This is a genomic window from Streptomyces sp. NPDC058086, assembly GCF_042885015.1.
Taxonomy (GTDB): domain Bacteria; phylum Actinomycetota; class Actinomycetes; order Streptomycetales; family Streptomycetaceae; genus Streptomyces.
This window is the reverse complement of the sequence record NZ_JBHVST010000010.1, coordinates 14,652-38,115: the sequence shown is the minus strand read 5'-3', so window position 1 is coordinate 38,115 and position 23,464 is coordinate 14,652. Positions and strand designations below refer to the sequence as shown.

At 69.4% G+C, this 23,464-nt stretch carries 26 protein-coding genes and 1 riboswitch; of the genes, 18 read left to right on the top strand and 8 right to left on the bottom strand.

Translation table 11 applies throughout. From position 1 onward, the window contains the following. The first annotated feature begins 31 nt into the window (after positions 1-31). A complete protein-coding gene (locus tag ACFVWD_RS10365) occupies positions 32-898 on the top strand; it encodes a hypothetical protein (protein ID WP_389594986.1) in 867 nt (288 codons plus the stop codon). A 481-nt stretch (positions 899-1,379) separates the two neighbouring features. Here the strand turns inward: ACFVWD_RS10365 and ACFVWD_RS10360 are convergent, their stop codons facing one another. Both ACFVWD_RS10360 and ACFVWD_RS10355 read right to left on the bottom strand, forming a co-directional pair. Next, positions 1,380-1,562, bottom strand: a complete 183-nt coding sequence (locus ACFVWD_RS10360) for a DUF397 domain-containing protein (protein WP_389594984.1) — start codon at positions 1,560-1,562, stop codon at positions 1,380-1,382. Between the two features lie 11 nt (positions 1,563-1,573). Beyond that, positions 1,574-1,894 (bottom strand): Scr1 family TA system antitoxin-like transcriptional regulator, encoded by a 321-nt coding sequence (locus ACFVWD_RS10355; protein WP_389594983.1) that lies wholly within the window; start codon positions 1,892-1,894, stop codon positions 1,574-1,576. Between ACFVWD_RS10355 and ACFVWD_RS10350 the strand changes: the two genes are divergently transcribed. Next, positions 1,893-2,033, top strand: coding sequence for a hypothetical protein (locus tag ACFVWD_RS10350; RefSeq protein ID WP_389594982.1), 141 nt, complete (start codon positions 1,893-1,895; stop codon positions 2,031-2,033). The genes ACFVWD_RS10355 and ACFVWD_RS10350 overlap by 2 nt on opposite strands. An 8-nt stretch (positions 2,034-2,041) precedes the next feature. Here ACFVWD_RS10350 and ACFVWD_RS10345 read toward each other — a convergent pair whose 3' ends face one another. Beyond that, on the bottom strand, positions 2,042-2,179 hold the full coding sequence (locus tag ACFVWD_RS10345) for a hypothetical protein (protein WP_389594980.1): 138 nt from the start codon (positions 2,177-2,179) through the stop codon (positions 2,042-2,044). Between the two features lie 104 nt (positions 2,180-2,283). On the opposite strand from ACFVWD_RS10345, the gene ACFVWD_RS10340 reads away from it, so the two are divergent. Then, positions 2,284-2,793, top strand: a complete 510-nt coding sequence (locus ACFVWD_RS10340) for a GNAT family N-acetyltransferase (RefSeq protein ID WP_389594978.1) — start codon at positions 2,284-2,286, stop codon at positions 2,791-2,793. Positions 2,794-2,805: 12 nt separating this feature from the next. Here ACFVWD_RS10340 and ACFVWD_RS10335 read toward each other — a convergent pair whose 3' ends face one another. Both ACFVWD_RS10335 and ACFVWD_RS10330 read right to left on the bottom strand, forming a co-directional pair. Then, positions 2,806-3,084: a hypothetical protein gene (locus tag ACFVWD_RS10335; RefSeq protein ID WP_389594976.1), complete on the bottom strand. Its 279-nt coding sequence runs from the start codon at positions 3,082-3,084 to the stop codon at positions 2,806-2,808. Between the two features lie 179 nt (positions 3,085-3,263). Then, complete coding sequence (locus ACFVWD_RS10330; protein WP_389594974.1) at positions 3,264-3,707, bottom strand: hypothetical protein; 444 nt, start codon at positions 3,705-3,707, stop codon at positions 3,264-3,266. Positions 3,708-4,005: 298 nt separating this feature from the next. Here ACFVWD_RS10330 and ACFVWD_RS10325 point away from each other — a divergent pair, with 298 nt between their 5' ends. Both ACFVWD_RS10325 and ACFVWD_RS10320 read left to right on the top strand, forming a co-directional pair. After that, positions 4,006-4,959, top strand: coding sequence for a hypothetical protein (locus ACFVWD_RS10325; RefSeq protein WP_389594972.1), 954 nt, complete (start codon positions 4,006-4,008; stop codon positions 4,957-4,959). A gap of 33 nt (positions 4,960-4,992) precedes the next feature. Next, entirely contained in the window at positions 4,993-6,720 is a 1,728-nt protein-coding gene (locus ACFVWD_RS10320) for an insulinase family protein (protein WP_389594970.1), read from the top strand. Between the two features lie 60 nt (positions 6,721-6,780). On the opposite strand, the gene ACFVWD_RS10315 is transcribed toward ACFVWD_RS10320, so the two are convergent. Beyond that, positions 6,781-7,179, bottom strand: a complete 399-nt coding sequence (locus ACFVWD_RS10315) for a hypothetical protein (RefSeq protein WP_389594968.1) — start codon at positions 7,177-7,179, stop codon at positions 6,781-6,783. A 105-nt stretch (positions 7,180-7,284) separates the two neighbouring features. After that, positions 7,285-8,001: a hypothetical protein gene (locus ACFVWD_RS10310; RefSeq protein WP_389594966.1), complete on the bottom strand. Its 717-nt coding sequence runs from the start codon at positions 7,999-8,001 to the stop codon at positions 7,285-7,287. Positions 8,002-8,399: 398 nt separating this feature from the next. Here ACFVWD_RS10310 and ACFVWD_RS10305 point away from each other — a divergent pair, with 398 nt between their 5' ends. The 5 genes from ACFVWD_RS10305 (at position 8,400) to ACFVWD_RS10285 (ending at position 12,461) form a co-directional block, all read left to right on the top strand. Beyond that, on the top strand, positions 8,400-9,227 hold the full coding sequence (locus tag ACFVWD_RS10305) for a glycoside hydrolase domain-containing protein (RefSeq protein WP_389594964.1): 828 nt from the start codon (positions 8,400-8,402) through the stop codon (positions 9,225-9,227). 77 nt (positions 9,228-9,304) lie between these two features. Next, positions 9,305-9,622, top strand: a complete 318-nt coding sequence (locus ACFVWD_RS10300) for a hypothetical protein (protein WP_389594962.1) — start codon at positions 9,305-9,307, stop codon at positions 9,620-9,622. Between the two features lie 122 nt (positions 9,623-9,744). Further along, positions 9,745-10,386, top strand: a complete 642-nt coding sequence (locus tag ACFVWD_RS10295; protein WP_389594960.1) for a hypothetical protein — start codon at positions 9,745-9,747, stop codon at positions 10,384-10,386. Between the two features lie 260 nt (positions 10,387-10,646). Further along, positions 10,647-11,306: a SurA N-terminal domain-containing protein gene (locus tag ACFVWD_RS10290; protein ID WP_389594958.1), complete on the top strand. Its 660-nt coding sequence runs from the start codon at positions 10,647-10,649 to the stop codon at positions 11,304-11,306. 168 nt (positions 11,307-11,474) lie between these two features. Then, the gene (locus ACFVWD_RS10285; RefSeq protein WP_389594956.1) at positions 11,475-12,461 is read left to right on the top strand and encodes a nucleoside triphosphate pyrophosphohydrolase; all 987 of its coding nucleotides are present in this window, start codon (positions 11,475-11,477) and stop codon (positions 12,459-12,461) included. A 48-nt stretch (positions 12,462-12,509) separates the two neighbouring features. Here ACFVWD_RS10285 and ACFVWD_RS10280 read toward each other — a convergent pair whose 3' ends face one another. Next, positions 12,510-13,721 (bottom strand): globin domain-containing protein, encoded by a 1,212-nt coding sequence (locus tag ACFVWD_RS10280; protein WP_389594954.1) that lies wholly within the window; start codon positions 13,719-13,721, stop codon positions 12,510-12,512. A gap of 211 nt (positions 13,722-13,932) precedes the next feature. Between ACFVWD_RS10280 and ACFVWD_RS10275 the strand changes: the two genes are divergently transcribed. The 8 genes from ACFVWD_RS10275 to ACFVWD_RS10240 all read left to right on the top strand — a co-directional run bounded on the left by ACFVWD_RS10275 (position 13,933) and on the right by ACFVWD_RS10240 (position 23,284). Beyond that, positions 13,933-15,216, top strand: coding sequence for a cytochrome P450 (locus ACFVWD_RS10275; protein ID WP_389594952.1), 1,284 nt, complete (start codon positions 13,933-13,935; stop codon positions 15,214-15,216). 171 nt (positions 15,217-15,387) lie between these two features. After that, positions 15,388-16,386: a transglycosylase family protein gene (locus ACFVWD_RS10270; protein ID WP_389594950.1), complete on the top strand. Its 999-nt coding sequence runs from the start codon at positions 15,388-15,390 to the stop codon at positions 16,384-16,386. A 183-nt stretch (positions 16,387-16,569) separates the two neighbouring features. Continuing rightward, a riboswitch (cyclic di-AMP (ydaO/yuaA leader) is annotated at positions 16,570-16,733 on the top strand. Positions 16,734-16,737: 4 nt separating this feature from the next. Then, on the top strand, positions 16,738-17,457 hold the full coding sequence (locus ACFVWD_RS10265) for a transglycosylase family protein (protein WP_389594948.1): 720 nt from the start codon (positions 16,738-16,740) through the stop codon (positions 17,455-17,457). A gap of 351 nt (positions 17,458-17,808) precedes the next feature. Then, positions 17,809-19,095, top strand: a complete 1,287-nt coding sequence (gene eno / locus ACFVWD_RS10260) for a phosphopyruvate hydratase (RefSeq protein WP_060897729.1) — start codon at positions 17,809-17,811, stop codon at positions 19,093-19,095. Positions 19,096-19,196: 101 nt separating this feature from the next. After that, complete coding sequence (locus ACFVWD_RS10255; RefSeq protein WP_389594946.1) at positions 19,197-19,673, top strand: septum formation initiator family protein; 477 nt, start codon at positions 19,197-19,199, stop codon at positions 19,671-19,673. 83 nt (positions 19,674-19,756) lie between these two features. Further along, positions 19,757-20,293 carry a DUF501 domain-containing protein gene (locus ACFVWD_RS10250; RefSeq protein WP_389595158.1) on the top strand — a complete coding sequence of 179 codons (537 nt, stop codon included), beginning with the start codon at positions 19,757-19,759 and terminating at the stop codon, positions 20,291-20,293. 157 nt (positions 20,294-20,450) lie between these two features. Then, positions 20,451-21,392 carry an exopolyphosphatase gene (locus ACFVWD_RS10245; RefSeq protein ID WP_389594944.1) on the top strand — a complete coding sequence of 314 codons (942 nt, stop codon included), beginning with the start codon at positions 20,451-20,453 and terminating at the stop codon, positions 21,390-21,392. 488 nt (positions 21,393-21,880) lie between these two features. After that, complete coding sequence (locus tag ACFVWD_RS10240) at positions 21,881-23,284, top strand: NAD(P)/FAD-dependent oxidoreductase (protein ID WP_389594942.1); 1,404 nt, start codon at positions 21,881-21,883, stop codon at positions 23,282-23,284. Positions 23,285-23,464 lie beyond the last annotated feature (180 nt).

Below are 23,464 nucleotides of genomic sequence, written 5' to 3'. Positions count from 1 at the left end.
AAGGACGGCTGATGGAATGCGAGAACCTACTGTGACCAGCGGCGCCTTGTGCCTGATTCGCCTTTTTCCACTGCTGGAGGTGCTCGAATCGACGGTGCGGCAGCCGGTCGACGAGGTCATTCGCGGCTGCTTGGGCTCCGGCGAGATCGCGGACAGCGTCCTGATCGGTCTCGATGAATTCTGTGAGGCGGTCGGTCCATTGCAGGATTTCGACCATCCGGCTTTCTTCGAACAGAGCGTCGCCAGCATGGCCTTGATCGCGGCTGGAGCCGGAGAGGTGCAATCGCTTTCGGCGGATGCGAGGATCTCGGAACAGGCGGTCGGGGTGTGGAGCACGCTGACCCGGCTGGTGAATGAGCAGACGCAGGCGCCGGCGTCTGCGGGCGTCGCCGACTTCGCGGAGCTTGAGCGCAGTGCTCAGCGGGAGGATGAGCGTGCTCTGGTTTCGAGGGAACGCCATCCGATGGCAGTCATTCGGCGCGCTGATCAGCTGGCTTCGGCCGGCGCCGCGATGACGGCTGAGCTGTCGAAGGTGTCGGCAGTGCTTGGATGGCGGCCTTCCGGGCCTTGCGGTCCACAATGCGCCTGGCCCGCTTGTGGGTCATCGGCGTCGAACTGCGTGCGCCGTCGCGCGTTTCGACCCCAGCAGACGCCGGCCGCTCAACTCCGGCGGAAGCAGGGTGCGGAGTCCAGGCCGTGGTACTTGATCTCCATCAATCTTCTGGCGGCCGATGACGAACCGTTCGAGTTCGTCACAGAGATCGGGACAGACGGCTATGAGCTGCGCAAGGTGGCTCAGTACATGGATGGCCGACTCGTCTGTGTCGATCGGGACCACCAGCTTGCGGGCCGGGGTGAAGCTCCGCTCGGAGCGCGTTCCGTCGTGGACGGAGCTTGAGGCCGATGACGACCTGCATGTCGAGGAGACGTCTGCGGAATTCTTCGAGCGACGCTGGAAGGAAGGGCTCACCGGCTTCATCGGGCACTGATCGCGCCTTCCCGGCGCTGCCTCCGGCACGTTCGAGTCGGTAACGAGGGGAAGGACCAGCAGGAGGCGGTCGGCCGTGTCAGTCGCTGATCGACCAGGATCAGCGGGATGCAGCCTCTGAGCGCCCGTCCCGAGGTCGACACCTGGTACGGGGCACGGCGTCTCTCCGACCCGCCGGCCGATGCCGGTCGACTGGACGAGGCCATCGCGGTCCTCCAGCCGACCTACGGCGCCGGGAGGAGCCAGACAGCCGGCAGAGCTTCATCCGCGAAGGACGCGCCAAGGAGGCCGTCATCCTCCTGCACGACCGTACGTCCAGCCTTCCGGCTGACGACGCTTGGGCTTCGGCAAACTGATACGCGGCGACATGCCGGCCGATCAGTCGTTGGGGTCAGCGGGGCGAGGTACGCAGGGCGGCTATCAGGGTGGCGAGTTGGCGTGGGCCCGTGGTGAGGATGGTCTCCGGTTCGTCGCTTTCTCGGAGGAGGACCGTTCCGTCGGGGGTGGTCGTCACGTACACGCAGGCGGAGGCCTCCTGGCTGTAGGTGGACTTCTGCCAGTGCAGTTCGGGCATTGAGGGCTCCTTCAGAGGTCTTGGGCGAGTCGGGCGATGAAGTCGCGGGACTTGGCCGGGGGAAGTGCGGCTTGGTGCATGCGGTCCAGGACCAGGTGGTAGCGCTCCAGTTGGGCGGGCGAGTCGACGAGTTCGGCGCCGTGGTCGGTGTCCAGTTGGACGGTGTCGAGTTGGTGGACCGGGCCGTACCAATCGACGTCGATCTCGACGTCCACTCCCTCGGGCAGCCCGGGAGCCAGGTCCGCCAGGAGCGCGGCGGTACGGTCGGCCGCCGCCCGTTCGGGCCGCCAGTACGGGTCGGTCGGAATGACCGAGAGGACGTCGTCACTCATGGACGACTGGCCGTGCGGCTTCGCCCGCTTCGAGATCGCCGTCTGGAATCCCGCACGCCTCTGGTTCAGTGATGAAGAACTGACCGTACTCGGGGACGCCCTCGGGCACCCCGTACGGCAGATCAGGGCCCATATCTGACCCATTCGTCACCCCGCCTCAGCGAATCTGCTCGGATCCCGGGTACCGGCGTCCTCGGCGAACAGCGCGCTGCTGCACGCGACAAGCCCCTCGATGTCGGCCTGTTCGGCCCTGCGGACGATCACCTCATGCCGTTCATCACTCACGGGTGTGACACCAACGACGGACACTGACATGACTGACTGCATCCACGGGCGGGGGCTGCTGCGGGGAAAGGTTCTCGACCGGTTCCCTCGGCGACAATGCGTCAATGCGCCGCATCCGAGCAGTCCACATCGACGAACTGCCCCTCCTTCAGGACATCGAGCGCGCCGCCGGGCGGTGTTTCGCCGACATCGGCATGCTGGAGATCGCCGACGACGAGCCCCTCCCGCTCAGCGACCTCGCCGACTATCAGCGGGCCGACCTGGCCTGGGTCGCGGTCGACGAGGCCGACAGGCCGGTGGCGTACCTCATCGCGGAACACGTCGACGGCAACCTGCACATCGAGCAGGTGTCGGTGCACCCGGACAGCGCGCGGCGCGGCATCGGACGGTCGCTGCTGGACCATGTCGGTCACCGGGCCGGGGCTGAGGGGATACCCGCTCTGACCCTCACCACCTTCGCCGACGTTCCCTGGAACGCGCCTTACTACGTGCGCTGCGGCTTCACGTTCCTGGAGGACAGCGCGCTTGGTCCCGGGCTCCAGGACATCCGCCGACGCGAGGCCGCCCACGGTCTGGAGCGCTGGCCGCGGGTCTGCATGCGCCGGCGTCTGTGACCTCCGGGTTCGTTACGCCTCCGCGCCGAACAGTTCTTCCGCGTTGGTGGCCGTGAGGGCCCGGTCGAACCAGGTGCCCAGCAGTTCCAGGTCGGTGCAGCCGGTGATGCGCTCGCGGGCGGCCTCGGGGATGTCGACGGCGCGGAGGTCGAGGATGCGGAGGATGTCCTCGGCTCGGCCTTCTGTACGGCCTTCTGTACGGCCTTCTGTACGGCCTTCTGTGCGGCCCTCGATCCGGGTTTCCTCGATGAGGGTGCCGCTGCCGGGGAAGCGGCTGGGGCGCAGGGTCATCAGGCGCCTCCAGAATGCGCGGCTCCGGGTGTCGCCCAGGCCGATCTCGGTGTATTCCGCCCAGTCCTGCGCGGTCTCGCCTCCGATGGTGGCGAGCGCCGTCGCCTCCGGTATCAGAATGGGGTCGGTTCAGTCCCCCGGGTGAATACGCCTCGGCTCCATGCGATGCGTGGTCGAGGTCAGCGCGTCACCGGCAATGCCGTCGCGAACCGGTGGCCGTCGGCGCGGGTCTGGACCGGGAAGTCGACCTTGAGGGCGCCCTGCTGGCCCTCGACGGTCAGGTGGGTGACCACCTTGAGGCCGAGGAAGGTCTTCTTGGGCGCGCTCGCGGTGACGTAAGGGCGCGGGAGGTTGATCAGCAGCTTGCCCGGCTTGCCGCCCCGGTTGCCGTCGAAGAACAGGATCCGCTGGTTCGTCAGGACGAGGTACATCGGCCGCGGGGTGACCGTCGCCATCACCGTTCCCGCGCTGAGCACGCCGACCACCGCCGCGGTGAGGGCCTGCTTGCGCACCGAGACCGTCCCGATGCCGGCCACGCTCGTGAGTTCGACCTGCTCGCCCTGGAGCAGCAAGGGGGCCGAGATCTCCAGCAGTTGTCTGGCGCGACGGGCGTTGAGTGCCACGGGTGGAGCTCCTGGTGACGGTGGGATGAGAGTGACAGTGACGGGGAGGTGACGGTGGCTGGGAGGTGACGGTGGCTGGGAGGTGACGTGACAGCGGTCGCATGGATTGTTCCAAGCCAGGGGCAAGGCGAGAGGTCACCTCACACAAGGCGAACTCAAGTTCGAGTCATGCTCCGGTCAAGATCAGTCATCGAAGGGTCAAGGCGGCGCCCGTATGGCCTGTTTGGGCATTGTGTTCCCACAGCCTCCCCACACCTGACCGAAAACCGTCTCCAACCCGCCACTTACCATCCGCTCCATGCCGACCGACGCGTCCCTCCCACCCCCCGACTTCGAACTCGCCTCCGCCTTCCCCGAGGCCGGCTGGCTGCGGCAGGCGACCGCCGTGCGGGACTGGGCGGGGATCCGGCAGTACGCCGACGGGCTGCCGCACGGCACCGACCGGGCCTTCCTCGTCGGCGTCGTCGCCGACGTGCCCGGCGTCGAACACCCCCTGCGGGAACTCGTCGCCGCCGCCCCCGACGACGTACTCGCCCTGACACTGCTAGGGACCCGCGAGGTCAAGGTCGGCTGGGAGATCCGGACCGACGCGCGCGCCGAGCACGTCAGCCGGGAGCAGTTCCGGCAGCTGCACGAGCACCTGCGGCAGGCCGAGCAGCTGCTCATCCGGGCCACCGCCCTCGACCCGTCCCACGACGCGGCCTGGGCCGCGCGCCTGACCACGGCCATGGGACTGCAGCTCGGCCACAACGAGGCCCGGCGGAGGTACGACCGACTGGCCGTGTACCACCCGCACCACTTCACCGGGCAGGCCCGGCTGCTCCAGCAGCTGTGCCCCAAGTGGAGCGGGAGCTGGGAGGCGGCGCACGGGTTCGCCCGCGAGTGCCTGCTCAACTCGCCCGAGGGCACGCTCAACGGGGGGCTGGTGGCGGAGGCGCATCTGGAGCACTGGCTCGCGCTGCCCTCCGCGGGGAGCGAGCGCACCGACTATCTCCGCCAGGCCCACGTCCACGCCGAACTCGTCGAGGCCGCCGAACGGTCCGTCCTGCACCCGTACTACCGACCCGCGTACGGGTGGGTCACCATCCAGGGCGTCTTCGCCGCGCTCTTCTCGCTGATCGGCGACACCGCACGCGCCGCCGCACACTTCCGCGCCCTGGGCAACCTGGCCTCCGAGTACCCGTGGAGCTACCTCGGCAAGCCCGCGGACGCGTACGTCAAACACCGTTCCGCCGCCCTCGGAAGAGGCTGAGCGGATGCCGAACAGGACAGGCAGAGACAGACGATGAGCCAGGGCATCCATCACACCGAGGTCGACGGCATACCCACCCTCTTCGCATACGCCACCGGGCCCATGCGCGCCGGACTGGTCTTCCGTGTCGGCGTCGCCGACGAGACGCTCGCCGGGGCCGGGATCACCCACCTGGTCGAGCACCTGGCCCTGCACCGCCAGGGCCTGGCCGACTACCACTTCAACGGCGCGACCAAGGCAGCGTTCACCCACTTCCATGTGGAGGGCGCCGAGCACGAGATCGTCGCCTACCTCGACGGTGTGTGCACCTCCCTCCTCGACCTGCCCATGGAGCGGCTGGAGACCGAGAAGGAGATCCTGCGCACCGAGGAGGCGCGCCGGGAGCCCGGACAACTGCCGCTGTGGCGGTACGGGGCCCAGGGGTACGGGCTGGTCAGCTACCCGGAGTGGGGCGTACGCGGGTTGCGGCCGGACGACGTACGGGAATGGGCCGGGACCTGGTTCACCCGGGACAACGCCGTGCTGTGGATCGCGGGGGAGCGACTGCCGGCCGGGCTCTCGCTCAAGCTGCCCGGCGGTCGGCGGAGTCCGATGCCCGCCGTCACCTCCGCCCTCCCCACCGCCCCCGCCTACTTCTCCGACGGCAAGGGCGGAGTCCTGCTCGACGCCGTCGTCACCGACACCACCGCCGCCCGGCTCTACGCCGGTGTCCTGGAACGCGAACTCTCCCGCTCCCTGCGCCAGGAGGGCGGCTACTCCTACACGGCGGCCGGCGACTACACCTCCCGCCGGGACGGTTTCGCGACCGTCACCGCCTTCGCGGACGCCCTGCCCGCCAAGCAGGACGCGGTCCTCGGCGGGTTCGTCGACGTGCTCGCGGGGCTTCAGGTCGGCCGGATCGCGCAGGCCGACCTGGAGGCCGTACGCGGGCGCAGCGACGCCAGACTGACCGCGCCCGACGCGGCCGTACGGCGGCTGCCGGGCGCGGCGGAGGAACTGCTCGCCCACCGTCCGCCGCGTGGGCTCGACGAACTGCGCGCCGAGCTGTGGGCGACGACGCCGCAGCATGTGCACGCGGTGGCGCTGGAGGCCGCCGGGACGGCGTTGCTGCAGGCTCCCTCGGGGCACAGGGCCGACTGGGCCGGGTACACGGCGGCCCCGACCACTTCGTCGTACACCGTCCAGGGCACGCGCTTCGAGGCCGTGCGCAAGGACGGTACGGCCCTGGTCGTCGGGGGCGAGGGGGTCAGTCTGACGGCGGGGAAGGAGCAGGCCACCGTGGCCTTCCGCGCGTGCGCCGCCCTGCTCAGCTGGGCCGACGGCGGGCGCCGGCTCATCGGCACCGACGGGCTGTCCGTGGAGGTGGAGCCGGGGGAGTACGGGATCGACGCGCACACCATGGCGACCATCGACGCGGCGGTGCATCCGCGCGCGGTGGTGCACCTGCCGCCCCGGCAAAGGCAACAGCGGCAGCCGGAGGGTGCCGCTTCGGCGGGGCAGGCCGGAGGATCCGGTGCGGCTCAGCAGGTTCAGCAGAAGGCCTCGGCGCGGCGTACCGGCGGACAGACGGCCATGCTCGTCATCTTCGGGCTCCTCGCGGGGCTCTGGTCCCTCCTGGCCCTCTCGTACACCTTCTTCGGCGCCTCGGACCCGGAGACCAGCACCGGGGAATGGGCCGGCCTCACCGTCTTCCTCTGGGCCGTCGGGGCGCTGCTGGCCTGGCCGGCCGTCAGGGTTGTGCGCGGCACCCGGCGGGGGTGAACCGCCGGGCGGCTTGAGCGTGGACGAGGGTTTCCGGGTGACCTCAGCGCGGAGGTGACCTCAGCGCAGATACGGGTTGCCCGGCGCCGGGCCCGGCATGGGCCCGTGTGTCCGCCCCGCGTTCGCCCTGGCGTACTTCGGCGTGCGCTTGTCGAACAGCGCGAACAGCAGCAGCCACACCGCCATCGCCAGAGTGACGACGGCGACCGCGCCGAGGACGGGATCACCCGCGTCCGACTGAACGGTCGCCCACGGCAGCGTCACCAGCTCGTACAGCAGGAACGCGGCGAAGGCGCCCCAGTCCGAGCCCCTGCCGCGGCGGATCGCGACATACAGGAACGGCACCCACACCAGCAGACCCAGCGACGCGACCACCAGAACCGACCACGCGATCCGCTGGGCCCAGCCGGCTTCCAGGCGCTTGTCCACGCTCATGCCCATGCCCATGTCCATGCCCATGCCATCCACCCCCCGAGCACCCACGAGCGCCCTACGAGCCCCCCCCGAGAGGTTTCTCGGGTCCCGAGAAACCTCTCGGGGGGCGTCATGCTCCCATCCAGCGGGTCACACGCGCTGGTGTTCGCCCTTCAGGGACGTCACGATCCGCGTCGCCAGCTTCTTGGCCGTGGCGGCGCCGTTGTCGTGCCCGGCCGTGGACATGACGCTGACGACGTCGGTGCCCGCGCGCACGGCGATCAGGGTCGAGCCGTTCTGCCAGGCGCTGTCGGTCAGGGTGATGGTGTACGCGGCGTCGCCCAGGCCGGGCGTGGTGGCGCCGGTGACCTTCACCTTGGTGTGCGTGTCGGAGTCGGTGAAGGTCGCGCACGTGGTGGCGGTCTTCTCCAGGTTCGTCAGCACGGTCGTGGAGGTCGTGCCGCGGTAGGTGTCGACCTCCTGGGCGATGTCCTCGGAGGTGTTCTTGCTGACGTAGTCGTTCTGGGCGAAGGACACCCCCGAGTCGCCGGTGATCGTTATCCAGCTGGTGCTGCTCAGCAGGGAGCAGTCCGGCTTCGGAGCGGGGGAGGAGCTCGGCGGGGTGTACGTGGTGCCGGAGTCCCGCGCGCCGCTCGGGTCGACCGCGAAACCGGCGGCGAAGAAGGACGCGGGCGCCAGCGCCTTCTTGAGCTGCGCGCCCGTCAGCAGACCGGCGTTGGGGTCCTTGGTCGGCTTCGTCTTGGCGGACGAGGGCTGGACGGTGGTTCCGGAGGAGCAGGCCGCCAGGGCCAGCGGGAGCACGGCTGCGGCGAGCAGCGCCTTGGCCGCGCGAGAGGGGTGACGCATCGGGATGTCTGAGTCCTTCTTCGAGAAATGGTGCTGTTGAGCCGAGCGGACTCTATGGGTGCACAGGCCATGCACAGGCACCGGGGTGCCAAAGATCGGTAAAAGAGGGGGTAGATCGGTCCGGGGTTCCATGGACTCCCCATGTTTTGCCGTGGCTTGAGGGATTCTTGTGGCGATTGGGGTGCAGGGTTTCCCGATCAAGGGGGTGGCGTCGGTTACGGTGCGATCCGCCCCGCGCGCCGGGGGCCGGTCACCCTCTCTCGTCGGTGAACCGGGATGGGCGCCGACGGGGCTCAACTGTCGTGAAGTGTCTTGAACTGTCTTGTTTCGATCTATATGTCCGCATGTTCCGCGCGTCGTGCGCGCCGTGACGTGCGCGCGTCATGAATGGGGTGGGGATGTCCAGCCATCGGATGTCTAAGAAGGGCCGCTACATCGCTTGGGCGACGGCAGGCGCGGCCGTGGTCGCCGGAGCCGGGATCGCGGCGCAGACGTCGATGGCGGCGACCACCTGGCCCGCCCAGCGGACGTTCACGGGCCGCGCCTTCGACACCTGCGCCGCACCCTCGCTGACGGCGATGAAGGCCTGGCACACCGGCTTCTACGGAGCGGCCGCCGTCTACATCGGCGGCAAGAACCGCGGCTGCAGCCAGCCCAACCTCACCGCGTCCTGGGTGAAGTCGGTCAGCACGCTGGGCTGGAAGCTCATCCCGCTGTACGTCGGCGCCCAGCCGTCCTGCCAGACCGGCTCCAACCCGGAGAAGCTCACCGCCACCAACGCCGCCTCGCTCGGCGCCACCGACGCCGCGGACGCGGTGACCAAGGCGTCCGCGCTGGGCATGAAGGCGGGCAGCCCGATCTACCTGGACATGGAGTCGTACGACATCACGAACACGGCGTGCAACAAGGCCACGCTGACGTACGTACGCGCCTTCGACAAGGCGCTGCACGCCAAGACGTACCGCACCGGTTTCTACGGCTTCACCAGCTCCAGCGCCAAGGCCATCGCGACCGCGACCGACAAGACGGACCTGCCGGGCAACCTCTGGTACGCGCTGTGGGACAAGGCCAACACCACGACCACGGACTGGCCGTGGGGCTCCACCCAGTTCACCAACCACAGCCGCGCCCACCAGTACATGGTCAACAGCAAGGAGACCATCGGCGGTTACACGATCACCGTGGACCGCGACGCCTGGGACGCGCCGGTCGCCATCACCGGCTGACATCCGGACGCATCCCGGGATCGCCGGAGAACGCCGACCGGAGAACGACCGGAGAACAACAAGAGGAGGAGCGGGGCATGAGGGTCGAAAGGCTGCCGGCGGTCGTCGGACCGTCCGCCGTCCGTGCCGGGCTGGCGGCGCTTCCCGTCGTCAGCCTGGGGCTGTTGTGTCCTGTTCCGTCCCTCGTGATCGCCCTGCGGCGAGGCACCCGCGCGGACTGGGCGGTCTTCGGTGGGTTCTGCGCGGTGATGGTGGCGTGGGTCATGCAGCTCTCGCTCACACCCGAGAACACCCACGGCGTCGAATTCGCGGACGACGTGCTCCTGATCCTGGTGTCGATGGTCGGCGCGGCGGTGCACGCCTGGACGGTCTGGCCCCGGCGCGTCGGGTACTAGTCGGGTACTAGCGGCGCACGGGCCGGACCGGCCGCACGGGCCGCATCGGCCGCACGGGCCGCACGGGCCGCACGAAAGCACGGAAGCGCGGAAGAGCGAAGAAGCGGAAGTACGGGAACCACGTGGTCAAGCGGGTCAGGCAGGTGCCGCAGGCGCAGCGCGCGAAGGCGGCGCGCGACGCCACGCAGGAGTCGAGGCTCGCCGCCGGTGTGCGGGCGGTACTCCAGTGGCCGCGTGTACTGGGCGGCCGGGGGGTCGCGATGGTGGCGGGTGCGGTGATCGTCGCGGTCGCGGTCGCGGTCACCGGGTACTTCCTCTCCCGCACCGACACAAAGCGACAGCTGCCCGACACCCGGGCCCGCCACTACAAGGACGTCGACGCCTGCCTGCTGACCGGCAAGGACGGGATCACGGCCGGGACCGCCGCGGCCGAGGTCTGGCAGGGCATGCAGGACGCCTCCCTCAAGACGCACGCACGCGTGAGCTATGTCCCGGTGACCGGTGAGCAGTCCGCGGCCAACGTGCGGCCCTACCTCAACGGCCTGCTCCAGCGGTCCTGCGACGTGGTCGTCGCGACCGGAAAACCCGAGGTCACGGCGGCCACGCAGACCGCCCCGCAGCACCAGAAGGTCGACTTCGTGCTGGTGGGGGACGCCGGAGCCGACTCCACGGACGCCAAGAACATCACCGTGACACGCGTCGGCGACGGACTGCGCGCCGAGGTCGCCGGGGTAGTCGAGCGCGAGGTCGAGGCGCGCGGTTAGCCGGGGCCGCTACGACAGGACGCGACCGGCCGTACGACCCGACGTGGCCGGTTGTGTGACCCGACTTGATCGGTCGCACGAGTGGATGTGAACGGTCGTACGAGCGGACGGTGGCCGTCCCGCTCGTCACGGCGGCCGCGCCGGTATCCGAAGTCTCCGTGAATCGTTGGTCGAATGGCTGGCCGAGAGCCGGGCCACTGCCTACCATCGATCACCGCAAGACTTTGTGCACCGTCGCACAATCTCCTCGGGAGGTTTCCTTGCACCGCCGCCGTCGCACCGCGTTCGTCCTCTCCGCCGCGATCGTCGCCGCGGCCCCCCTTCTCACGGCGTGCGGTGGCGAGGCGCACCCAGGCGCCGCGGCCGTCGTCGGTGGCCGGCGGATCACGGTCGCGCAGTTGGAGAGCCGGGTGAACGAGGTGCGCTCGGCACAGCGGGCCGCCGTCAAGGACGAGGCCCAGTACGAGCAGGCCATCGCCAAGACCGGCAGCCTCACCCGCGACACCCTGCACACCATGGTCCTCGACCAGGTCCTCGACCGGGCCGCCGAGGACGCGGGCGTGAGCGTCACCCGCGCGGACACGCAGCAGATGCGGGCGACGCTGGAGGGCCAGGCGGGCGGTGCGAAGGCGCTTGAGACGGCCTGGCTGCAGCAGTACGGGGTGGCGCCCCAGCGCCTCGACGACAACCTCCGTACCGAGATCGAGGCCCAGAAACTCGCCGCCGCGCTCGGCGCCGACATGAACACCACCGAGGGCAAGGCCACGTTCTGGAAGGCCATGTCCGACGCGTCGAAGAAGCTGAACGTCGACCTGAACCCGCGCTACGGCGCCTGGGACGTCCAGAAGAGCAGCCGCGTCGATGTGAAGACGCCATGGCTGCGGGAGGTCACGTCGACCGGGACGCAGCAGACGGCGTAGTGGGTCCAGGAGTGCGGTAGGAGTGCAGTAGGAGTCCACTGGGCCGGTAGGTCAGTAGGCCAACGCCAGGCCCTGGCCTGGGGGTAGGGCTGTGGATAAACGGTTCGACTCCCTCCCTGCCTGTGGATAACTCCTGGGGCCGTCGGTGCCGTGGGTTACGTTCGTGGGGTGAACGCAACCAGCTCCGACGCCACCGCCCAGGTTCCCGACCCCGGCCGTATCGTCCTGCTCACCACCAGCCACCGCGTCGCCCCCGGGCTGCTGTCCTGGCCCGCCTGGCAGGTGCTGCGCGCCGCCGACCAGGTGCTGTGCGCGGACGGCGCGCATCCGCAGCTGCCGTATCTGCGTGAGGCGGGCATCAGCGTCGACGAGGCGTCCCCCGATGCCCAGGACCTGGTGGACGCCTGCGCCGACGGCCGCACGGTGGTCGTCGTCGCCACCGGCGAGGGCGAGCCGCGCCTCACCGACGGCCTGGCCCGCCTCGCCGGCTCCGGCCGCATACAGATGCCGGACCTGGAGCTGCTCCCGGCCTCGTACGACCTGCCGGGCGCCCGCCTCCTCGACCTCGTCCAGGTCATGGACCGCATCCGCGTCGAGTGCCCGTGGTCGTCCCAGCAGACCCACAAGGGCCTCGCGAAGTACGGGATCGAGGAGGCGTACGAGCTTGTCGAGGCGATCGAGGAGGGCGACCGGGACGAGCTCAGGGAAGAGCTCGGCGACGTTCTGCTCCAGGTCGTCTTCCACGCCAGGATCGCGGAGGAGGACGCCGAGGCACCCTTCTCCATCGACGACGTGGCCGGCGGCATCGTCACCAAGCTGATCCACCGCCACCCGCACGTGTTCGGCGACGAGACGGCCACGACCCCCGAGGAGGTCAAGGAGCACTGGCTGCGCACCAAGGCCGAGGAGAAGCGGCGGACGTCCGTGACGGAGGGGATACCGCTGGGTCAGCCGGGCCTGGCCCTCGCGGCGAAGCTGGCATCGCGCGTGCGCACGGCGGGACTTGAGGTCGAACTCCCCCGAGGCGAAGGCGTCGGCTACGAACTGCTGGCCATCGCCGCCCACGCGGAGGCCGAGGGAGTGGACCCGGAAGCCGCCCTGCGCGCGGCCGCGCGGGCTTACCGGGACGCGATCCGGGCGACGGAGACGGGCTGAGGAAGCGGAAGCGGGGAGGGGGGAGGGGGAGGGGGAGGGACCCCAGAGCTACCTGCCGGGGGCGCGGCTTGTCGGGTTGTGCCAGTTGGGGTGGGGACGGTCCAGGAGCCACTCCGCGGGGCCCAGGGGGCGGGGGCGGCTGGGGTCGGCGGGTGGGAGGAGGTCGTGGAAGATCTGTTCCGGCGGGGTGCCGAGGGCGGGGAGGGCCGCGGCGATCTCCTCGACGAGCTGGGGCGGGCCGGTGAGATAGACGTCGTGGCGGGCCCAGCCGGCGCGGTTGCCCAGCGCGGTCAGCAGCCGCTCGGTGGCCTGGGCCTTGGGGCGGCCGGGGGCAGGGGAGATGAAGGTGACGCCGAGGCGGGGTAACCGGGACTGGAGTCGTTCCACGGCCGACCGGTCGTAGAGGTACGAGGTGTCGCGGGCCACGAGGAACAGCCGGGCCTCGTGCGTGGCGTCGAGTTGCTGGAGCAGCGCCTTGACCGGGGCCCATCCGGTGCCGGCCGCGATGAAGGTCAGCGGCCGTTCGACCGGCGCCCGCAGGGTCAGGCCGCCGCCGGGTGCGCCGAGCCGCAGGACATCACCCTCTCGGGTCTGCCGGACCAGGGCGGTGGACAGCACCCCGTCCTCGACGCGGCTGACGTGCAGGTCGACGGTGTGGTCGGCGCGGGGGGCGTTGCCGAGCGAGTAGGGACGCCAGATGCCCGGCAGGTGCGGGACGCTGACGCTGACGTACTGGCCGGGGGAGTAGCGCAGCCGGTGGTGCGGGCGGAGGGTCAGTACGACGAGGTCGTCGCCGTACCGGGTCCGGGACACGACCTCGGCGTCCCACCAGGGCGGTTCACCCTCGTGCTGTGCCTCCCACGCGCCCTGGAGCATGACGTTCGTGATCGCCCCGTATGCCTCGGCCCAGGCCTTCTCGGCCTCCGCGTTCCACGCCGACCCCGCGACGGCGGCGAACGCGGCGATCAGGCTCGCCCCCACGGCGGCGTAGTGCTCCGGCTCGGCCAGGTACTTCCGGTGGTCCCGTCCCAGCTCCCGCAGATATCCCGGCAGCGTCGGATCCTCCAGCCGCTCCATCACATAGGTGAGTGCCGCGAACAACCGGTCCCGCTGTCGCTCCATGTCCTCCGGGAAGTCCAGGGGGAAGAGCCCGCGGATGTCCGGGTTGTGCCGGAAGAGATGCGAGTAGAAGTACTTGACCGCGAACTCGGCCCGTCTCTCGACGACCGCGAAGCTGGATCTGAGTATTTCGGGGTCCACGGCGCGAATTTAGGGAGGCGGCGAGCCGTGGAGTCAAACAGCAGCCGATTCAGGGATGGTCCGGGATGAAAGGGGCGCGGCTTGCGCCATCCCCAACCCCGCTCCCCCTCCCTCCGGCATGCCGCCCCGCTCTTCCCCGCTCTTCTCCTCTCCGCCCCGGCCCCTCCCTCCGCCGTGCCGCCCTTCCCCTCCCTCCGGATACCGTCAGGGAGTGACCGATCAGCCGCCGCCGTTCAGCCCCGCTCCCGAACTCTTCACCTGGGAGTTCGCCAGTGATCCCTACCCCGCGTACGCCTGGCTGCGGGAGCACGCCCCCGTGCACTGGACGCGGCTGCCGAGTGGGGTGGAGGCCTGGTTGGTGACGCGGTACGCGGACGCCAAGCAGGCGCTCGCCGACGCGCGGCTCAGCAAGAATCCGGCGCACCACGACGAACCCGCCCACGCGAAGGGGAAGACGGGTATTCCAGGGGAGCGCAAGGCCGAGTTGATGACACATCTGCTGAACATCGACCCGCCGGACCACACCCGGCTGCGGCGGCTGGTCTCGAAGGCGTTCACGCCGCGACGGGTGGCCGAGTTCGCGCCGCGTGTGCAGGAGCTCACCGATCAGCTGATCGACCAGTTCGCGCAGAAGGGTTCCGCCGACCTGATCCACGAGTTCGCGTTCCCGCTTCCCATCTACGCCATTTGCGACCTGCTGGGCGTACCCCGCGAGGACCAGGACGACTTCCGTGACTGGGCGGGGATGATGATCCGGCACGGTGGCGGGCCGCGGGGCGGGGTCGCGCGGTCGGTCAAGAAGATGCGCGGGTATCTGCTCGAGCTCATCCACAAGAAGCGGGAAGGCCTTCCGGATACGCCCGCGCCCGGTGAGGACCTCATCTCCGGCCTGATCCGCGCGTCCGACCACGGCGAGCACCTCACGGAGAACGAGGCCGCCGCCATGGCCTTCATCCTTCTCTTCGCCGGGTTCGAGACGACCGTCAATCTCATCGGCAACGGCACGTACGCCCTGCTCACCCACCCCGAGCAGCGCGCGCGCCTCCAGAAGTCCCTCGCCGCCCACGAACGCGAACTCCTCGAGACCGGCGTCGAGGAACTCCTCCGTTATGACGGGCCCGTGGAACTGGCCACGTGGCGGTTCGCCACCGCGGCCGTCCGCATCGGCGGTCAGGACATCGCACCCGGCGACCCCGTCCTCGTGGTCCTCGCGGCTGCGGACCGTGACCCCGCGCGGTTCGAACGGCCGGACACACTCGACCTCTCCCGCCGTGACAACCAACACCTCGGTTACGGTCACGGCATCCACTACTGCCTCGGAGCCCCGCTCGCCCGGCTGGAGGGCCAGACCGCGCTCGCCACTCTCCTCACCCGTCTCCCCGACCTTCAACTCGCGGGAGATTCAGCCGATTTGCGCTGGCGCGGCGGGCTCATTATGCGCGGATTGCGCACGCTTCCAGTGGAGTTCACGCCTCCGGTACCGGTCTCGCGATAGCGGGCGACCATACACCCGCGGGCGCGTAAACCTGACACGCTCTCAACTCTGTGATCTTCACGTGATCTACGCTGCATCGACTTGTGACAAGTGTTCGGGTGCGGATACGTTCACTCGTCAACGCGACTCATACGTCGCGTAGTCACCTGCTGTCACGTGAAAGGCTTCCGCATGCTCTCCGGGAACGGCCGCCATCGTCGCCCCCGTCAGGCCCCGGCCCTCATCGTCGCGGCAGGAGTGACCGGATCCGCCATCGCGATCCCGTTGCTCGGTGCCACCAGTGCGAGCGCGGCCGACGGCACCACGTGGGACCGGGTCGCCGAGTGCGAGAGCGCCGGCCAGTGGAGTGTCGACAGCGGCAACGGGTACTACGGCGGACTCCAGATCAGCCAGGCGGACTGGGAGAAGTACGGCGGTCTCACCTACGCGTCGAGCGCCGACGAGGCCAGCCGCTCGCAGCAGATAGCCATCGCCGAGAAGCTCCTCGACGACCAGGGCCTCACTCCCTGGCCGACCTGTGGGCCGCTCTCCGGGCTGAGCAAGAACTCGGGCGACATCCTGGTCGACACGGGCGTGGCGAACGATTCGCCCAACGGATCGAATTCAGCCGGTTCGTCCGGTTCATCTGCGACGTCGACTCCGCCCGCCTCGTCCGGCTCGACTTCCGATTCTTCTTCGTCTGACTCGTCTTCGTCCGGTTCGTCCTCGAAGGCGACCGGGAAGGCGACCGAGAACACGACGAAGGCCGACACCGGCGGCGGCGATCAGGGGGCGGGCAACTCCGGCTCGAAATCGACGAAGAGCGACAACTCGGGCAACTCCGGCCAGAGTGACGGCTCTTCCGGTACGTCCGAGAACGCGACGGGCGGCGCCGGGCGCCACCGCGGCGACAACGCGGACGAGAACACCACCGACAGCGCCGTGGACGGCCGTACCGACGACTCCTCCGGGCGGCACGCCTCGCGCGGCGCCGGCGCCTCCCGCGATGTCGTCGACGGCTCCTACGTCGTGCGCGCCGGAGACAATCTCTGGACCATCGCGGACGCCCTCGACCTCGAAGGCGGATGGGCCGAGCTGTACGACGCGAACAAGAAGACGGTCGGCGCCGATCCGAACCTCATCCTCCCCGGTCAGAGCCTTGCAGTTGGTGCTGAATCGGGCGAAAAGTAGGGGCAGTTCGCGTCATGGTTCGCTGCGTAATGTCCGGTTTGCTGCGAGTGAGAGATGGATCTCAAAGGCCCTGATCGTCTTTGGAATTCAGCCGATCGGCTGCTTACGGTCATGACCGCTCGCCACAGCGGGCCCCGACGGTCGCCAACGCCGAATCCTGCCAACGGCCGTACGGGAACAGTCGACGCGTCAGCGCCGTAGGCAGGAGCGGGGGACCCAAGGTAAGTGCCGCACCCGGTAGTTGACCGGGAGTGGCTTGGGGTGAAGCCGAGCGCTCAGAGCGCACGGCCGGGCACTCACCCGCCCGAACCCGACAGCTCACCTCGCAGGCGTCGGTGAGGGGATCTCTCCATGCTGTTTTCCAGCAAGGGCAAGCACCGCCGTCCGACCGTTTTCAACCGGACGACCCGTGTCGCCACGCTCGCCGGTGTCACCGGTGTCGCCATCGCCGCTCCGCTGATGGCGGCCGGCAGCGCCTCCGCCGCCACCGCCTCCGAGTGGGACGCCGTCGCCCAGTGCGAGTCCGGCGGGAACTGGTCCATCAACACCGGCAACGGCTACTACGGCGGTCTGCAGTTCTCGGCCTCCACCTGGGCCGCGTACGGCGGCACCGCGTACGCCGCGACCGCCAACCAGGCCTCCAAGTCGCAGCAGATCACCATCGGCGAGAAGGTCCTCGCCGCCCAGGGCAAGGGCGCCTGGCCGACCTGTGGCACGGGCCTGTCGGGCGCCGCGTACACCGGCGGTGCGAGCACCCCGTCGACCTCGTCTTCCTCGAACAGCTCTTCGTCGAACAGCTCGCCGAGCACCAGCACCGTCACCCGCTCGACGGACACCGCGGCCTCCCGTTCGGCGTCCCGTCCGGCCGCCGGGAAGACCGTCTCCACCCCGACCGGCAAGAAGGTCAAGAAGGGTGACGGCGAGTACAAGGTCGTCAAGGGTGACAGCCTCAGCTCGATCGCCGAGAAGAAGAAGGTCAAGGGCGGCTGGCAGCAGCTGTTCAAGCTGAACAAGGACATCGTCGACGACGCCGACTTCATCTACCCGGGTCAGCAGCTTCACCTCGGCTGATGATCGGCAGCTTCGCCTCAGCTGAATGACAGGTCCCTCATGAAGGGGGTCTCCACACTGGAGCCCCCGATGAGGGTCGCCCCCGTCCCCACGGGCCCCCCGCTCCGGTGCGTGTTCCCCCGTACGCACCGGAGCGGGGTTTTTCGTATCCGGCGTTTCGTGCCGAGGGTTTCGTGCCGAGGGTTTCGTACCCGGATTTCGGTACCCGTTTTTGTTCCGTTCTGGAACAATGTGTACGTTCAGTTCTGCCCAAGGGGTGGGCGACCGGCTGGCCGATCCCCCCGAGGCGGTTAGGCTCATGTCGCGAAGCCATCACAGGCTCCGCGTACCCGCGTCACATCCCAGAAGGAGATGCTCGTGCCGTCCATCGACGTCGTCGTAGCCCGGGAAATCCTGGACTCCCGAGGCAACCCCACGGTCGAGGTCGAGGTCGGCCTCGACGACGGCAGCACGGGTCGTGCCGCCGTTCCGTCCGGCGCTTCCACCGGCGCCTTCGAGGCCATCGAGCTGCGTGACGGTGACCCCAACCGTTACGGCGGCAAGGGTGTCGAGAAGGCCGTCCTCGCCGTCATCGAGCAGATCGGCCCGGAGCTCGTCGGTTACGACGCCACCGAGCAGCGCCTGATCGACCAGGCGATGTTCGACCTGGACGCCACCGACAACAAGGGCTCGCTCGGCGCCAACGCCATCCTCGGCGTCTCGCTCGCCGTCGCGCACGCCGCCTCCGAGGCGTCCGACCTCCCCCTCTTCCGCTACCTGGGCGGCCCGAACGCGCACCTGCTGCCCGTTCCGATGATGAACATCCTGAACGGCGGCTCGCACGCCGACTCCAACGTGGACATCCAGGAGTTCATGATCGCCCCGATCGGCGCGGAGTCCTTCTCCGAGGCCCTGCGCTGGGGCGCCGAGGTCTACCACACCCTCAAGAAGGTGCTGAAGACCAAGGGCCTGTCCACCGGCCTGGGCGACGAGGGCGGCTTCGCCCCGAACCTGGAGTCGAACCGCGCCGCGCTCGACCTCATCCTCGAGGCCATCAAGCAGGCCGGTTACATCCCCGGTGAGCAGATCGCGCTCGCGCTCGACGTCGCCGCGTCCGAGTTCTACAAGGACGGCAAGTACGAGTTCGAGGGCAAGTCCCGCTCGGCCGCCGAGATGACCGAGTACTACGAGGAGCTCGTCTCCGCGTACCCGCTGGTCTCCATCGAGGACCCGCTGTACGAGGACGACTGGGCCGGCTGGAACGTCATCACCGAGAAGCTGGGCGACAAGGTCCAGATCGTCGGCGACGACCTCTTCGTCACCAACCCGGAGCGCCTGGCCCGCGGCATCGAGGAGGGCTCCGCGAACGCCCTGCTCGTCAAGGTCAACCAGATCGGCTCGCTGACCGAGACCCTGGACGCCGTCGAGATGGCCCAGCGCAACGGCTTCAAGTGCATGATGTCGCACCGCTCCGGCGAGACCGAGGACGTCACCATCGCCGACCTCGCCGTCGCGGTGAACTGCGGCCAGATCAAGACCGGCGCCCCGGCCCGCTCGGACCGCGTCGCCAAGTACAACCAGCTGCTGCGCATCGAGGAGATCCTCGACGACGCGGCGGTGTACGCGGGCCGCAGCGCCTTCCCGCGCTTCAAGGGCTGACACCCGCCGACGGTCAAGCCTTAGCCAGTCGTACGTACGTCCCCGTACCCGGTCCCGTACCGTGTCCGGGGACGTACGCGCGTGTGAACGGGAGGCTGGACATGGCCGTGAAGGACCGGGACCGGTTCTCCACCGCGACCAGGCTGAAGCTGCTCGGCGAGCAGACGGCGGCCCGGGTCTACCGCTCGCAGACCAAGCGCCAGGCCCGCCGCTCGCGCCTGACCGGCCGCGCCGCGCTGCTGGCTCTCGTACTCTGTTCTCTGATCGTGGCCCTCGCGTACCCGATAAGGCAGTACGTGTCCCAGCGCGCCGAGATCGCCGATCTGGAGCGACAGCAGGAGCGGGCCCGCGCCCGGGTCGAACAGCTGCGCGACCTCAAGGCGCGCTGGCAGGACGACGCGTACGCGAAGCAGCAGATCCGGGAACGGCTGCACTATGTGATGCCGGGCGAGACCGGATACATCGTGATCGACCCGGACGCGGCGAAGCAGTCGCGTACGGATCTGGGGGTGGCAGCCCGCCCCTGGTACGCCAACGTCTGGGACGGCGTCGACAAGTCGGACCACTCCGACCGGTGAGCTGATGGCCGGTGACCTGACGACCGGTGACCTGACGACCGGTGAACCGGTGAATCGAAGAAGAAAGAGACTTGAGCACAGGCATGGAAACGCCCCCGCCGCCCACCCCGCGCACCGAGCCGACCGACGCGGACGTCGAGGCCTTCAAGCAACAGCTCGGCCGGCCGCCGCGCGGGCTGCGGGCGATCGCGCACCGCTGTCCCTGCGGTCAGCCGGACGTGGTGGAGACGGCGCCCCGGCTGCCGGACGGTACGCCGTTCCCGACGACGTACTACCTCACGTGCCCGCGCGCGGCCTCCGCGATCGGCACGCTGGAGGCGGACGGCGTCATGAAGGAGATGACGGACCGGCTGGCGACCGATCCCAAGCTGGCCGCCGCGTACCGGGCCGCCCACGAGGACTACATCGCGCGGCGCGATGCCATCGAGGTGCTGGCGGGCTTTCCGAGCGCCGGGGGGATGCCGGACCGGGTGAAGTGTCTGCACGTGCTGGTGGCGCACTCGCTGGCCGCGGGGCCGGGGGTGAATCCGCTGGGCGACGAGGCGATCGCGATGTTGCCGGAGTGGTGGCGCAAGGGTGCGTGCGTGGTGACGGCGGAGTCGCCGTCCGAGGGAGAGTGAGGGGGCTGCGCCCCCTTCTCCCGGTGCGTGTTCTGTCTGCGGGTGGGTGGGGGTTGAGCGCGCAGTTTCCCGCGCCCCCCAAGGCGGGGCTTCGCCCCGGATCCCCGGACCGGTCGCACGTCGTCGAACCGAATTCACGAGCAGGAGACAACAACCGATGACCAGGGTCGCCGCCATCGACTGCGGTACGAATTCGATCCGCCTCCTCGTCGCCGACGCGAACCCGGCGACGGGCGAACTCGTCGAACTGGACCGCCGGATGACGATCGTCCGGCTCGGCCAGGGCGTCGACCGCACCGGACGCCTCGCCCCCGAGGCCCTGGAGCGCACCTTCGCGGCCTGCCGCGAGTACGCGGCGATCATCAAGGAGCACGGCGCGGAGCGACTGCGCTTCGTGGCGACCTCCGCCTCCCGCGACGCGGAGAACCGGGACGAGTTCGTACGCGGCGTGCTGGACATCCTGGGCGTCGAGCCCGAGGTCATCACCGGTGACGAGGAGGCCGAGTTCTCCTTCATCGGCGCGACCAAGGAACTGACGGGCCGGGACGACCTCGCCAAGCCCTACCTGGTCGTGGACATCGGCGGCGGGTCCACCGAACTGGTCGTCGGCGAGGACCACGTGCGCGCCGCCCGCTCCGTGGACATCGGGTGCGTACGGATGACCGAGCGGCACCTCGTGCACGACGGGGTCGTCAGCGACCCGCCGACCCCCACCGAGACCGAGGCCGTACGCGCCGACATCGAGGCGGCCCTCGACCTCGCCGAGCGGACGGTGCCGTTGCACGAGGCCCACACGCTGGTCGGCCTCGCGGGTTCGGTCACCACGGTCGCGGCCATCGCGCTGGACCTCCCCGCCTACGATTCGGCCGCCATCCACCACTCCCGCATCCCGTACGAGAAGGTCCGCGAGATCACCGAGCGGCTGCTGGCCTCCACCCACGCCGAGCGTGCCGCGATCCCTTCCATGCACCCGGGGCGCGTCGACGTCATCGCCGCCGGCGCCCTCGTCCTGCTCGCGATCATGGAGCGGATCGGTGCGGCGGAGGTCGTGGTGAGCGAGCACGACATCCTGGACGGGATCGCGTGGTCCATCGCGTGAGGGGCTGACCGGACGGGGCCGAGGGGTGCCGTTTCCGAGTACGTCTTTGAAGTGAGGGAGTCTTTGCTACCCGCTGGTAGCCTCCCTTGAGCAGGTCGGATAACGTATGAGCGCGCTCGGGGGGCCATTCGGACCCTCTCGGTGACACGCCGCCGGAAAAGTTCGTGAAGTTCTTCACAAGGAATTCGGCCCTGCGGGGGGACGATGGGCCCGCTTGGGTGCTCTCGGGGGGCTCACCAGGCTCGGGAGGGTGCTCGACGGAGCGTTCCAGGAGTGTTTCCGGCGGGTGAAGCGGTGGGGTGGTTCGACCGGTTCGGACACCCGGAGCGGCAGCTCACGCGGTGTTGACAACGGTCTCCACTACACGGTGGTTCCCCCTCGGCGCCATGACCTGGGTCACGTGGGCGGCGCAGTGTAGCAGAGGCCCCACCCAAGCTTGTGAAGGGGCGCACGAGCGACCCTCCAGGGGCGGGTGGATACTCGATGGCATGAGCACCACGGAGCGTCCCAGGATCCTCGTAGTAGGCGGTGGGTACGTAGGCCTGTACGCAGCTCGGCGCATTCTCAAGAAGATGCGCTACGGCGAGGCGACCGTCACGGTCGTCGACCCCCGGTCGTACATGACCTACCAGCCCTTCCTCCCCGAAGCCGCCGCCGGCAGCATCTCCCCTCGGCATGTCGTCGTCCCGTTGCGACGTGTGCTGCCCAAGGCGGAGGTCCTCACCGGCCGGGTCACCACCATCGACCAGGACCGCAAGGTCGCCACGATCGCCCCCCTCGTGGGCGAGGCGTACGAGCTGCCTTTCGACTACCTCGTCATCGCGATGGGCGCGGTCTCCCGCACCTTCCCGATCCCCGGCCTCGCCGAACAGGGCATCGGTATGAAGGGCATCGAGGAGTCCATCGGCCTGCGCAACCACGTCCTCGAGCAGCTCGACAAGGCTGACTCGACCACCGACGAGGACATCCGCCGCAAGGCGCTCACCTTCGTCTTCGTGGGCGGTGGCTTCGCGGGTGCGGAGACCATCGGCGAGGTCGAGGACATGGCCCGCGACGCTTCGAAGTACTACACCAACGTGTCCCGCGAGGACATGCGCTTCATCCTCGTCGACGCCGCGGACAAGATCCTTCCCGAGGTGGGCCCCAAGCTCGGCCAGTACGGCAAGGAGCACCTGGAGAGCCGTGGCGTGGAGATCTACCTCTCCACCTCCATGGACTCCTGCGTCGACGGCCACGTCGTGCTGAAGAACGGCCTCGAGGTCGACTCCAACACCATCGTGTGGACGGCCGGCGTCAAGCCGAACCCCGTCCTCTCCCGCTTCGGCCTGCCGCTCGGCCCGCGTGGTCACGTGGACACCCAGACCACCCTCCAGGTGCAGGGCACGGACTACATCTGGTCCGCCGGCGACAACGCCCAGGTGCCGGACGTCGCCGCGCGCAAGGCCGGTGTCGAGAACGCCTGGTGCCCGCCGAACGCGCAGCACGCGCTCCGTCAGGCGAAGGTCCTCGGCGACAACGTGGTCTCCGGTATGCGGGGCTTCCCGCAGAAGGAGTACTCGCACTCCAACAAGGGCGCTGTCGCGGGTCTCGGCCTGCACAAGGGCGTCGCGATGATCGTCATGGGCAAGATGAAGATCAAGCTCAAGGGTCGTCTGGCGTGGTACATGCACCGCGGCTACCACGGGCTGGCGATGCCGACGTGGAACCGTAAGATCCGGATCTTCGCCGACTGGACGCTCGCGATGTTCCTCAAGCGTGAGGTCGTCTCGCTCGGTGCGATCGAGACTCCTCGTGAGGAGTTCTACGAGGCTGCCAAGCCGGCGCCGGCTCCGGCCGCGGCCGCCGCGGCTCCGGCCGCCGCCAAGACCGAGGAGAAGGCCAAGGCCTCCTGACCTCCGGTCACCTGCTCGTCCCTGAGGGACCTCCCGCCATCCGTGGTGCGGGAGGTCCCTTTGGCGTTGTCCGGCTGCGGACCGTGGGGGCTGGTCGCGCCCACGCGGCGGAGCCGCACAATGTCACAGCCCCGCGCCCCTGAAAGCCTCGGGGCGCCCGGCGTTCCGGGGCGCGCGCCC